The organism is Nocardia sp. CY41 (genome assembly GCF_009829325.1).
Lineage (GTDB): Bacteria > Actinomycetota > Actinomycetes > Mycobacteriales > Mycobacteriaceae > Nocardia.
Genome location: NZ_VUOS01000062.1, coordinates 1 through 11,792, shown reverse-complemented (window position 1 = coordinate 11,792; position 11,792 = coordinate 1). Strand labels below are relative to the sequence as shown.

Here is an 11,792-nt window from a genome sequence, read left to right as displayed (position 1 = left end):
TCCGGACTATGCCGCACAACGAATTACACCCCGGCGACTGGGAGGGAGCCGGGGCCGTTTCGCGCGAAGGCAGCTTCGCTGCTCTCGGTTTCGTGTTCGAAACCGGAAACTCCGCAGCTCAGGCCGTCGCGGGCTCGGCCCGCAAGTACGCGTAGACCGTTTCACGGCTGACGCCGAACTCCCTGGCCAGCGCCGCTTTCGGCACCCCGGCGGCGGCACGGGCGCGCAACAAGGGGTTCCGGTAGTAATCGCGCGGAATACAACGAAGTTGCCTTGACCTGCGGTGATGTCCGTGATGGTTCGGGCTGTGGATGGGTTGGCTGTGAAGGGAATGCCGGCGGACTTGGGTGTCAGGCCTGTCCGGCGGAGCGTATGGCGGTGGTGGTCAGGCGGAAGGGGTGGTCGCTGGCGGGGTTGAACAGTACGTCGGTGTGTTCAGGGGCGATCTCGGATAGCCGGGAGCCGGGTACGGGGATCCAGCGTGGTACAGGGAGGTAAGCGTTTTGTGTCAAGCGGTTTGGTCGGGTACCCCTTGCGGAAGACCATCGGCTTTCTGCTGCGCGATCTGGATGAGATTGCCGCAGGTGTCGTCGAGAACGGCGGTGGTGACGGTGCCGTGGTCCAGCGGAGTCTGGGTGAAGTGCACGCCCAGCTCGCGCAGCCGCTCGTACTCGGCGTGCACATCCTCAACAGCGAAGGAGGTGAACGGGATACCGTCCTCCACCAGCGCGTTCTTGAAGGGTCGTGCCGCCGGATGCTCGTCGGGTTCCAGCAACAGCTCCACACCATCCGGGTCCTGCGGTGAGACGACGGTCAGCCAGCTGTATTCGCCGACCGGGACGTCGTGCTTCTTCACGAAGCCGAGCACCTCGGTATAGAAACGCAGTGCCTTGGCCTGATCGTCGACTAACACACTGGTCACGGTGATGCGCATGTCTTACTCCTTCAGCCAGCGATCGGTGAGATTTCGCAACGGTTCTCGGTTCAGATAGTGGAACTTGTACCGGCCCTCCCGGCTGGCGGTCACCAGGCCGGCGACGGCGAGCACCTCCAGATGCTGGGAGATGGCCTGCCGCGTGGACGACATCCCATGCCGCATCGTCAGCCGACCGCACAGCTCGAACAGCGTCTGGCCGTCGCGCTCGGCGAGCTCGTCGAGGATCACCCGGCGAGTGGGATCGGCCAGCGCCTTGAAAACCTCGCTGGGGTCGGTACCTTCGCTCACACTGTCACGATAGGCAAGTAATCACTTGCCTGTCAAGCTGTGATGACGGCAACTGCGAGTGTTCGATCACGGCGCACAACCAGTGAGTGGTGTCATTTTTCGTCTGCACAAATCGCGACTCAGGACACCGCATGACGCTCAAATCCACCTGGAACCGGTCCCGAACACGTCCACGAACTCGTCTACTGGGACGCCGGAACCGCCCGGCTGCTACCTCGCCTGCTCCGCGACCGCCACCGCGGCCCGCTGTTCGTCACCCACCGCCGCCCCGGACCAGGCAAGTACATCGACGACCGCGATACCTGCCCCGACACCGGACTGGCCCGCCTGTCCTACGGCCAGGCTCGAGCGCTGCTCGACGCGGCGACCGCCACTGGCGGGCCCGGCACAGGATGGAATCCGCACGAATTCCGGCACTCGTCCCTGACCCACCTCGGCGAAGCAGGAGCCAGCCTGGTCGAACTGATGGCCAAGTCGCGGCACCGCAAGGCAGAAAACCTGCGCCGCTACTTCAAACCCTCGCCCCAAGCCATGCGAGACCTCACCAGCCTGCTCGGCCCCGGCACCGGCCGACGATGTCCCTCCTGAACAACAACATCTTTCGAACGGCGTCCTTCGTCAGATCCATCGACTTCCAAAAGCCCAGGTCAGGGCTCGGGTTATATGGGACTGGCTACTGACATCCAGCGGGAAATCCCACTGACATCAGGTGGGAAACCCGCAGCTCAGCGCACTGACATCGCGGCGGGAACTCTCATCCGGTCCCTGCACGAAGCGATCGACACCACCACCCCCGGCGGCCGGTTGGTATTCCACGTGTTCGCCGCCCTGGCGGAGTTCATCCGGGAACTGATCATCCAAGGCACCAACGAAGGCTTGGCCGCCGCGCGGGCCCGCGGGCAACGCCTGGGCCGCCCGCCGGCCATGACCGCCGAGCAGATCCGCCAGGCCCGCGCGATGCTCACCCAACCCGAGGAGTCGGTGTCCTCGATCGCCCGACTGCTGGGCGTCTCACGGTCCACGCTCTACAAATACGTGCCCGAACTCGGCAAAGGCCACGGCCAACTCACCGCCGGGCAGGATCGCCCGATGCCCGAGGTCAGCAAATATGACCAGCTGCTGCCGTCCCGCCGGGCGATCGAGGCGTAGCCGGTCGCGGGTCGGGCACGATTGTGCGGTCACGACGGCAGCTGACAAGTTCCACCAGCCGCCTCCTACCCGGCTAGCGCAGAGATATGGTGGTCGACGGCTCAGTGCCGGTGGTCGTGCCGCGCTGAATAGTTACACTCACTCATGATCACAAGCCAGCGGCCAGAATTTTTCCCCGCAACCTCCGACAGTGACCTACTGCCCGATCTTGTGACTGCGGACCGGCACGATCGGCTGCTGTCCTACTGGCAAGATCGCGCACGCCAGCACGGTCACGATATGTACGCGGGCGTGCGGCTGAAGAAGTTTCCGGAAGACTTGCGCGTCTTCGAGCACTTGATGTGGCTGTCACGCAGCCAGATCGTGATCGACTTGGGGACCTGCCTGGGTGGTTCCGCGCTGTGGTTTCGCGACCGGCTTCGTGCACTGGCACACTACGGGCGGGTGCCGAGCCCGGTCCGGGTGATATCGGTGGATCTGAACCAGGACCGCACTCGAAAAATCCTGCGGCAAGTCGATCCAGACTTCGACCGTGACATCACGCTCATCGACGGCGACGTTACCGATCCAGAACTGGCCGACGAGGTTGCCGGATTCGTGCCAACCGGTGCCCGATGCCTCGTCGTGGAGGACACCTTGCACCAGTACGCCACCACTAGCGCGGCACTGCGCCATTTCAGCGATTTCGTGCCGGTCGGCGGCTTCTTCATAGTCGAGGACGGGATCGTTGATGATCCCGATTTACAGCCGCAGGGCATGCCGGGTGGCGTGTTGCCGGCTACCCGGGATTGGCTGGCCACCACGCAGGGCCAGGCATTCCAGGTCCGCCGTGATCTGGAACTGTATGGAATCACCTGCCACCTCGAAGGATTGCTGCAACGGACCGCAACATAGCGGCGCGACCCCGGCACGAACACATCCCCGCTGCGCAGCCCGTCCCACAACCCGAGCAGCATGCACAGTTCCCAATAGTGCCGGTAGGCGACATAGCGTCAATAGGCGACGGTATTGGGGTTCCGGTAGTAATCGCGCGGAATATAGCGAAGTTGCCTTGACCAGCGGTGATGGCAGGGTTCGGGCGGGTGCGGTTGGTGCTTGGCTGGCTGTCAAGCAATGCCGGGGGACCCGGGGTGTCAGGCCTGTCCGGCGGAGCGTATCGCGGTGGTGGTCAGGCCGGAGGGATGGTCGCCGGCGGGGTTGAACAGTACGTCGGTGTCGTCGGGGACGATCTCGGGTAGCCGGGAGCCGAGGATGGGTATCCAGCGTGGCACGGGTGCGGCGGGAAAAGTGGGCGGTCACCGTGATAACTGGCGCGTAGCGGGTAACCGTTACCTGTCGGGATCGGTCACCGAGGATGGCGGTCTAGCGTCCTCGCTGTGGCCGTGGTCACCGTCGGCGACCGACCGGATACCGGTGTTGGTGCCGTAGGCGTAGATCCCCAGCAGGAGCCGTTCGGCCAGCACGTCCTCCCGGTCAGCCGATACACCCCGACACTCTCGGCGCCTTGATCAGAGCCCTCGGCGGTTCCCAACATCCCAGCCCGTGTCGGCGCGCTGCACCAGCACGTTCTCGAATTGCCCGCCCCAGTCGTCGCCGACGCGCTTGGCTACCACCACCACACGACGACCCGGGCCGCCGCTCAGGTCACCGCCGCCTGGAGCCGCTACGCCACAGGCCCATGGGCACGCAGACCGTCAGGTTGGGCACCAACTGGCGACACTTGATTAGGCGAGCCCACCAATCCGAAACCCCCGGTAGCAGGGTCAGATCCGCCCGGTGCCACCGAGATCGGCATCACAGTCGCCTTCTATCATGCTGTGAGCGAAGTCCCGGGCCTCATCGATGAACTCAGCGTGGCGTGCAGCACGCGCGGTGCGGAAGTCATAGTCGGCACGCTTGCTCTTCCAGTCGGGGTCGGTGTCGTCGGGGTCGGCGACTTCCAGCATGTCGAGGTGGGTGAGAAACGCAACAAGCTCAGGACGCGAGGCACCCGCCGATGTGAGGGTTTTTCGGAGGTGGGGTGAAACCGGTGGGGCATACACCTTCGCTTCTACGAGGCCGCGATGTATCCGACCGCGCCGAGGTGGTCGACGATGTCGGTGGCTGCCAAGGGGCGTTGCGCGGTGCGGGTGATCTCGGCGACGCGGTCGGCTGGGCAGGCGGTGACCGGGCCGGACACGGTGGCGCAGACCGTGCAGTCGGCGACGGTGCCGGTGAGGTGGGCTTGGATGTTGCGGCCGTCGAGTGCGGCGACCAAGCCGAACATGCTGAACGGGTTAGTGGACATCAGAATGGGTTTCCTGGTTGGTGACGTTGCGGGATCCCGCCTGTGCGGCCGACTTCCTTGTCGGCCTACCGACGCCGTTGTCGAGGGCGGTTTCGGGTGACGGTGTTGTCACCGGTGGTGCGCTCGCTGCACGACAACCATCCTCATCGGATAGGTACCGGCCCCACATCGGTCATTCACACCGGCATATACCTGTCTACGTACGTGGATCCCTATTCACGGTTGCCGATCGGCGTTCAGATGAGTCGCACTCGTGTGTATCTGGGGTACACCCCAACACCACAGCGGTGACCGGACCGAAAAGCGTCAGAATAGAGTCTGCTTCTGCATTTCTTGACATGCGTCCGCTGGATTCTTAGACTTCAACTTGACATTTCAAGTGGTGGAGAGGTCAGTATGCGCGTCGGCTATATCAGGGTGAGCACGGTCGACCAGAACACCGTCCGCCAGCTCGACGGGATCGCCGTCGAGCGCACCTTCATCGACAAGGCCTCCGGCAAGGACACCGCCCGCCCGCAGCTGGACGAGCTGATCGGGTTCGTACGTGACGGCGACACCGTGATCGTGCACTCCATGGATCGGCTGGCCCGCAACCTCGATGATCTGCGGCGGCTGGTGCGTACTTTGACCGGCAAGGGTGTGCGGGTGGAGTTCGTGAAGGAGTCGCTGACTTTCACCGGCGAGGACTCGCCGATGGCGAATCTTCTGCTGAGCGTGATGGGTGCCTTCGCCGAGTTCGAACGCGCCCTTATTCTCGAACGCCAGCGCGAGGGCATCGCGGCGGCCAAGGCCCGCGGCGCCTACACCGGCCGCAAACCCGCCCTCACCACCGAACAAGCCGACCTGTTGCGCGCCCGCGCAACCGCCGGGGCGTCGAAGGCGGCGCTGGCCAGGGAGTTCGGTGTCAGCCGTGAAACCGTCTACGCGTACCTGCGGACCGACGCTGTCACGGCCTGACCTGCGGAGGTTCCGGGTTCGAACACGAGAACGACAGCATGCCCCAGCGTGGGGCGCTGGTTGTTTCCGGGATACCGCTGCGTCCGGCGCGACCCCAGCTCCCTTCTTCCTGGCTGACGAGGGAGGCCGAGGGAGCCGAGGTCGCTGCCTATCGGCGGTTGCCGCACCCCGGTGTCGTCAGGACTCGGGCGCGACGGGATCCATTTGATCACGAATTCTGTTGCACACCAAAACTTTTGACACACGTATCAACAGCGTGTGCTGAAAAACATCGCCGGGCAGTAGGTCCGGCATGTGCGAGATGGGTGGGCGATCGTGGCTCGCCTGCAGGGCAATCTTGCTCCCGGGCGAGCCCGCGGCGTTATCTCAGAACGCGACCAGGCCCCACGCTGTGGCATGCTCTCGTTCTCGTGGCCGTCGAGCGGGGGCTCGACGGCATCCGGGCTCGCGGCACCCGGGGGTCGGTGGCAGCGAGCGTTTCGCAGCCCGGGGGTGGTAGGTGTGGAACGTAACGGATGCACGGCCACCCGCCCGCAGCCCGGGCGCGACGGTACCCGGCCGAAACCCTACCGCGGCAACGTTTTCGATGTCGCTGGTCGATCCGCGCCGGTCGAGAGCGAGCTTTCCGCCCGGCAACCGAGCGCGGCAGTATCTAGCGCTCAGGGCGTGGATCGTGGGCGCGGGGCGAGGAGAGTGGGCACTCGAGGCGCGCTCGTAGGACCCCGGCGGGAGTAAGTGTATGCGTTCCCGAGCCAGTGCCGGTCGCCGTCTCGCAGGCCGAGCAGGACGTTCCAACTCGAATCCTGGCACCCCCTTTGTACGACGACTCTTCCGATCCATCCTGTCCGCCAGTGGCGGGCTCGGGGATCGGGTGGTGTGGTGCTGTAGAACGATGAGCAAGCGCGAGAAACAGCCCGAACGGGGCCGAAACACCATGGGCGAGAACGCGAACGAAAAGAACCCAACCCCGATCGCGGTCGTAGCTGACCGGGACCACGCCGCCGCCATCGCGTCGCTGGACGCGCACGTGGACGGCCTCACCGGCCTCATGCGCAGCGCGGGCTACGACCCCACCCAGGCGTGGGGGCGGCTGGTGATGATGTTCCAAAGCCACGACTACGACCTGCGTGAGGTGTCCCGGCTGGCGGCCACCGCGATCATGCGACTGGCCCAGACCCCGACCCCGACCCCGGCCGCGGGCATCTGGGCCGCCGCCGAGGCGCACGCACCCGAACTGCTCGGTGTGCTCGCACACGTGGGCACCGTGACCCTCGACGACCGCGAGGTCCACCGATACGAACACGTCCGCACCCGCCGCTATCTCAACCTCGACCGGACCGGCCAGGCGTGGTGGATCGCGACCGGCAGCGACGGGCAGACCTTCGCCCACCCCATGGACCTGGCCCAGGCCACCGCCCGCGTCCAGCAATCCACCGCCGCCCACAGCGACGACGAAAACACCGAAATCCTGTGAGGCGCCGCCCCCGACGACGTCCCCGACATCTGCGACACACTGTCCGGGCCGACGATCGAGAAGCACTGGCCATCTCCGACCTCGACGCACGGAAACGACTCGGTCACCAACCCTGCGGCCGACCCCAGGGATGAAAAGCATCCACCCCCAGTCCGGCGGCAGCGCGAACCGATCTCGAATCCAGCCACGTGTGTGGTGCCGCTGGGATACTTCCGGAATGGGTGGCACGCCTGTGGGGATTTCGTAGGGATCGAGATCGGAAAGGGGCCAGGAGCCCGGGTGACGGGGCGAGCTGCGTCTCAGGTAGCAGCACGGTTTCTCATACGGGCTCCCAGGCGAGCAGCAGGGCATAGTCTTGTTGCTATGCGGCGGGTTCGAGCAGACAAGCCCACCCCGCCGCGGCGTACCCGCTCCTTCGACCGGGGTGGGCCGTTGATTGCCCATCGCCCACCGGCAGGTCAAGACATCAATCCGGCGTGCGGGCACCACTGGGTCGGCACCTGCGACGGATGCGCGAGGTGCACCTCGTGCGCGGACTGCCGCTGCCGTGCGGCACAAGAAGACTGACCGTATGGTCGGTCGAGGCGATGAACCCCACCGGCGAGCAGCCCGACCCGCGTGTCTCCCTGGCGCGGAATCAGGCGGCAGCGCAAGATATTTCGCGTGTCACCGCAGAGTGGGAGGACTATCCTCCTGTCCACTCCGGGCGAATGCCGGGTGACCCACCTGGGGTGATCGTCCCGGCCGGAATGCGCACGGACGCTTGATGTTCACGTGCCGGTGATCGGCGTTACACGCATCGCTACGATGACCGCCGTGGGAGAGGATCCCGCCCGCATCCCGGATGCGTGAAACCCTCTCCGGCATCCCCGCGGTCGATGACCCGACCGCTACGCACGAATTGAGGAAATACCTATGAGTGAGAGATGGTGGCTGCCGCCGCCGTGGGAGAGATGGTGGCTGCCGCCACCGCCGTGGATCGGGTCGGCGGGGCCGGGCGCGGGCTCGGCTTGATCGTCGGGCTGGGCCTGTTCGCCGGTTTGGGCTGGATCGGCGGGTTCGAGGGTCAGCGGGGCAGCGAGGACCGGGGCTGCCAGGGCGGTTGCCGGCGCTACCGCGAGCGCGACCGCGACAGCGACGCCTGCCAGCACGCGGCGGGACTGTGCGGGCTCGTGGTGGGTGTGCGTCGTGAAGGACGAAACACACGCACAGCGGTTGAAACGCGTGTTGAACCGTTGCGGCTTTTCTGCCGCCCCGTTGTGGGGTAGCACCCGTTTGCGGTAGCGCTGGACGGGGTGAACGGTGTGCCGGTGACTGCCCGCTGGGTACCGGCCGGGCCGAGATCGTCGGCGGTCATCGTGGGCCAACGGTTGTCGGCCTTGCCCTGGCGGTCACTTCGTCGGCGGCGCGAGCCGGTAGGTCGACGTACCGAACTGGAACCGTGGCCGCCAGAGGTTAGGTCACGGCTGGCTCAGAACGCGCTTCCGGTGGAGGGCAGACCGCCGTGGCACGCCGCTGCCCGGGGGTGTCTGCCCGTGTGGCTTTCGCCGACGTGCAGGCACGCGGTGGCGATAGCCTTCCCGGGTGAGTGAACACGAACAGCACCAGAACCGAGATCGGCCCGTCACGGTCGAGCAGATCGCTGCGGCCATGGCGGCTTTGGGGATGTATCAGGGGCGCAACACCTCGACCGAACATGCCGCCGGGGCGGATCGCCTGGGCGGGGCAGACGCCTACCGGGTGCGGATGGTCAACGCGCTGCTGGGGATGGTGCAGACCGAGGCGGCGTCGGCTGATGCGGTCGATCTCGACGCCGATGCCCGCCACGCCGCTTGGGAGCAGCAGCTCACCGCCGCCGGGGTGGGACTGGATGAAGATCCTGTCAAACGGATCGAGTTCATTCGCTGGCAGGTGCTGCGTGCGGGGACGCCGTTGCGGATGATGGCGCAGAACCGTGAAGTCGGCCCCATCCCGCTGGCCGCCGCGCACGCCGTCACGGCCCTGCACACACTGCTGGGAGTGATCGCCGCCAGCCAAGACGCCCTCGCGCAGGGCGATGTGGAGACTCTCGCCGACCAGGCCGGTCAGCTGCGCGCCGCGCGTGAAGCGCTGCAACTGGCACTGACCAACACCGAGATCCTGCTGAACATGCTCGAATCTGTCGGCCTGTAGACGACCTCCCGGCGGGCGACCGGGCTACGCCTGGGTGGCCCGGCCGGACGGCAGCAGCTGGTCATATTTGCTGACCTCGGGCATCGGGCGATCCTGCCCGGCGGTGAGTTGACCGTGGCCTTTGCCGAGTTCGGGCACGTATTTGTAGAGCGTGGACCGTGAGACGCCCAGCAGTCGGGCGATCGAGGACACCGACTCCTCGGGTCGGGTCAGCATCGCGCGGGCCTAAGGCCCGCACATACGGTGTGGTGTTGGTACGCCCCATCCCGGATCGTCCCGACCTGCGCAGTGTCCGGTTTCGCGCACGAAAATGTTCTCCGGACTCGACCGAGCGTGCGGTCGGCGAAAGTACTTTCGAGCCCTCGGTGGTCGCCCGGCTGCTGGGTGTCTCCCGCTCGACGATCGAGGAGTACGTGCCCGAACTCGGCAGTGGCCGGGCACTCCCGGCAGGTCACGACTCGTCGCTTCCGGATGGCGGTGAGCGCGACGGGCCGTCGGTCTCGGTTGCGTCGCGATAGCTCTCGCTGTGGCCGGTGGGCAGACCCGGTCGGCGCTGCGGCCAGGGCAGCACCTCGGCTACTGACGGGGGGTTCCTACCGCCTCACGCCTGCACGTGCAGATGCGCGATCGCTGTGCGTCTGATCGGGTCCCGTTGGTGGCTGATCCAGGCACCATGGACCATGGTGTGCCGAAACCCGGTGCACGACAGGGGAACTGGTACAGGGAGGTTCCTGTAATGGCTGATCGCACCGTGCATCGCCGCGCCTACGAGCTGTGGACCGACGAACGCAACATCGAGCTGGTCGAGCTACTGCGTTCCGGGTTGCCGGTCGAGCAGATCGCCGAACGTGCCGGTCGCAGCGTCTGCGCGATCCGGGGACAGTGCCGCAAGCTCCTTCCGCCGCACTACCGCATCACCGCCGCCACCGTGGTGCCGACGCTGCGCATGCTGCTGGCGACACCGGATTTCGATTGGCGGGAGTCACTGCGCGAACGCCACCGCCGCGCGCGCAGCGTCTACTGGGACACCGAGATGACCACCGGGCTGCGCCAAGCCTGGACTCGAGCGCGGCCGCTGCCGGAGATCTGCGAGGAGTTCGACGCCTCCGAGATCGAGGTAGCCCGGCAGCTGATGCGCCTGGACCTGGCCGAGAACATGCGCGAGGTCGCCGATCACCTCGGCTGCGACCCGGCCGGAACGCTGGCCGGGCGGCTACGCGTGGCCGCCGACCGCACCACGGCCGCGGTGTGGGTCCTGATCATCGACGGCCCCGCCACCGGCTCACGCACCCGCTTCGGCGACGCGGGACCGGCACTGCGGCATGTGTCGGTCCACCACGACTACGACACCGCCGAGCTGACATTGGCTGATGTCATGTTCGACCACCTCACCCAAGACGGGAGCATCGGCGAGGTCACCGCCACGATCGCCGAACGCACGGTGGGCGATCTGACTGTAGGATCAGACGCCCACCTCACCGGACCTGACGCCCTCCCCGTTTCCCTCGCCCCCACCGGCGACCACCAGGCACCGGACAACGAACCGGTGCCCACCGCCGCCGCGCCACCACCGGTCGACCTCGACGACGACTCCGCACCGGGACCGGACGACTCCGCCCCGGCTCGGCGGTTGTGGCGTCGCTGGCGAAAGTAGCCATCGCAGCGGCCCACCATCAGGGTGAGGCTGCGGTCCGGTACCAGAAGACTGCTGCAGAATTCACGCGGGCCACCTCGCAGTCTGGCCAGGCATGGTCGGCGACGGTATCGGTTACCCCTCACCCCATGAGGACCACCGACAACCAACCGCACCGGCCCCGCTCCATTTCTGAGGCGCTGTCGGGGGATGCCGCCGCTCGTCGTGCCCGCCACGAAGTGGTGAGCGCGCTCATCCCGTGATGCGCATTCCTGCCGATGAGCCGTCATCACCGCACCCTGCGACCAGCGAGGTCCATGCTGTCGTTCGAGAAGGCGACCACGATCAGCGGTATCGCGTTCTGCTGTGGGATGCCGAGGGCAACGCTCTCATCGCGGGCTCCGGCGGCGGACTCGACATCGCTTCCCACCGCCAGGGATTCGTCCGCCTGGAAGGCAGGCCCTCACAGGCAGGTGATCAGACCACACTTCTGCCCCCACTCCACCGAGAATAGGTTCCCTTATCACTCAGCAGATATTCATAGGGGAATCGCAGGGAAATCGGATATGCATGTGGCTACGCGAATCGGCGGCCTGGCAGCCGACTGGGAAGGGAGAAGCCACTGGGGTTCCCGGTGACCTGGTCGAAGTCGGGGAAGTGGGGCGTGTGCGCGGGTGGTCTCACTCGTCCTCGGCGAGGGCCCCGGACATACCGGGCCGCGATACTCGTCGATCCGGGGGTGTCGCGATAGTCTCGATCGTCCTCGCTGCACAGTGTCGAGGACGCCTCACCGCCGCTTCGACCCCCGAGCCCTGCACCGGGGGTCGAAGTGCTGCCTTGGCCACCCCCGGGGGAAGAGGATTGGGTGATGTGCTGTGCGGGGCGGTGTTTCAGG

General features: G+C 66.3%; 15 protein-coding genes. 7 read left to right on the top strand and 8 right to left on the bottom strand.

The window, feature by feature from the left end; genetic code table 11:
• Positions 1 to 118: 118 nt before the first annotated feature.
• The 3 genes from GVY64_RS38820 to GVY64_RS35720 all read right to left on the bottom strand — a co-directional run bounded on the left by GVY64_RS38820 (position 119) and on the right by GVY64_RS35720 (position 1,225).
• Positions 119 to 259 (bottom strand): helix-turn-helix domain-containing protein, encoded by a 141-nt coding sequence (locus tag GVY64_RS38820; protein WP_268895710.1) that lies wholly within the window; start codon positions 257 to 259, stop codon positions 119 to 121.
• A gap of 249 nt (positions 260 to 508) precedes the next feature.
• Positions 509 to 934, bottom strand: a complete 426-nt coding sequence (locus GVY64_RS35725) for a VOC family protein (RefSeq protein ID WP_159850961.1) — start codon at positions 932 to 934, stop codon at positions 509 to 511.
• Between the two features lie 3 nt (positions 935 to 937).
• Positions 938 to 1,225, bottom strand: coding sequence for an ArsR/SmtB family transcription factor (locus tag GVY64_RS35720; protein WP_159850959.1), 288 nt, complete (start codon positions 1,223 to 1,225; stop codon positions 938 to 940).
• A gap of 663 nt (positions 1,226 to 1,888) precedes the next feature.
• On the opposite strand from GVY64_RS35720, the gene GVY64_RS35710 reads away from it, so the two are divergent.
• Together GVY64_RS35710 and GVY64_RS35705 are read left to right on the top strand one after the other, a co-directional pair.
• Positions 1,889 to 2,374: a helix-turn-helix domain-containing protein gene (locus GVY64_RS35710; RefSeq protein ID WP_201298318.1), complete on the top strand. Its 486-nt coding sequence runs from the start codon at positions 1,889 to 1,891 to the stop codon at positions 2,372 to 2,374.
• Between the two features lie 144 nt (positions 2,375 to 2,518).
• Entirely contained in the window at positions 2,519 to 3,268 is a 750-nt protein-coding gene (locus GVY64_RS35705) for a CmcI family methyltransferase (RefSeq protein ID WP_159850957.1), read from the top strand.
• A gap of 239 nt (positions 3,269 to 3,507) precedes the next feature.
• Here the strand turns inward: GVY64_RS35705 and GVY64_RS35700 are convergent, their stop codons facing one another.
• The 3 genes from GVY64_RS35700 to GVY64_RS35690 form a co-directional block, all read right to left on the bottom strand.
• Positions 3,508 to 3,645 (bottom strand): hypothetical protein, encoded by a 138-nt coding sequence (locus GVY64_RS35700; RefSeq protein WP_159850955.1) that lies wholly within the window; start codon positions 3,643 to 3,645, stop codon positions 3,508 to 3,510.
• Between the two features lie 492 nt (positions 3,646 to 4,137).
• The gene (locus tag GVY64_RS35695; protein WP_159850952.1) at positions 4,138 to 4,320 is read right to left on the bottom strand and encodes a hypothetical protein; all 183 of its coding nucleotides are present in this window, start codon (positions 4,318 to 4,320) and stop codon (positions 4,138 to 4,140) included.
• Between the two features lie 104 nt (positions 4,321 to 4,424).
• The gene (locus GVY64_RS35690; protein WP_159850950.1) at positions 4,425 to 4,661 is read right to left on the bottom strand and encodes a hypothetical protein; all 237 of its coding nucleotides are present in this window, start codon (positions 4,659 to 4,661) and stop codon (positions 4,425 to 4,427) included.
• 396 nt (positions 4,662 to 5,057) lie between these two features.
• Here GVY64_RS35690 and GVY64_RS35685 point away from each other — a divergent pair, with 396 nt between their 5' ends.
• From GVY64_RS35685 to GVY64_RS35670, 4 genes are all read left to right on the top strand, one after another.
• Positions 5,058 to 5,618 (top strand): recombinase family protein, encoded by a 561-nt coding sequence (locus GVY64_RS35685; RefSeq protein ID WP_159850948.1) that lies wholly within the window; start codon positions 5,058 to 5,060, stop codon positions 5,616 to 5,618.
• 892 nt (positions 5,619 to 6,510) lie between these two features.
• Complete coding sequence (locus GVY64_RS35680) at positions 6,511 to 7,092, top strand: hypothetical protein (RefSeq protein ID WP_159850946.1); 582 nt, start codon at positions 6,511 to 6,513, stop codon at positions 7,090 to 7,092.
• A 926-nt stretch (positions 7,093 to 8,018) separates the two neighbouring features.
• Entirely contained in the window at positions 8,019 to 8,360 is a 342-nt protein-coding gene (locus GVY64_RS35675; protein ID WP_159850944.1) for a hypothetical protein, read from the top strand.
• A gap of 316 nt (positions 8,361 to 8,676) precedes the next feature.
• Positions 8,677 to 9,264 (top strand): DUF6245 family protein, encoded by a 588-nt coding sequence (locus GVY64_RS35670; protein WP_159850942.1) that lies wholly within the window; start codon positions 8,677 to 8,679, stop codon positions 9,262 to 9,264.
• A gap of 24 nt (positions 9,265 to 9,288) precedes the next feature.
• Here the strand turns inward: GVY64_RS35670 and GVY64_RS35665 are convergent, their stop codons facing one another.
• Positions 9,289 to 9,480 (bottom strand): helix-turn-helix domain-containing protein, encoded by a 192-nt coding sequence (locus GVY64_RS35665; RefSeq protein ID WP_159850940.1) that lies wholly within the window; start codon positions 9,478 to 9,480, stop codon positions 9,289 to 9,291.
• A gap of 520 nt (positions 9,481 to 10,000) precedes the next feature.
• Between GVY64_RS35665 and GVY64_RS35660 the strand changes: the two genes are divergently transcribed.
• Entirely contained in the window at positions 10,001 to 10,918 is a 918-nt protein-coding gene (locus tag GVY64_RS35660; RefSeq protein WP_201298317.1) for a hypothetical protein, read from the top strand.
• A gap of 268 nt (positions 10,919 to 11,186) precedes the next feature.
• Here GVY64_RS35660 and GVY64_RS35655 read toward each other — a convergent pair whose 3' ends face one another.
• Positions 11,187 to 11,327 carry a hypothetical protein gene (locus tag GVY64_RS35655; protein ID WP_159850938.1) on the bottom strand — a complete coding sequence of 47 codons (141 nt, stop codon included), beginning with the start codon at positions 11,325 to 11,327 and terminating at the stop codon, positions 11,187 to 11,189.
• Positions 11,328 to 11,792: the final 465 nt, after the last annotated feature.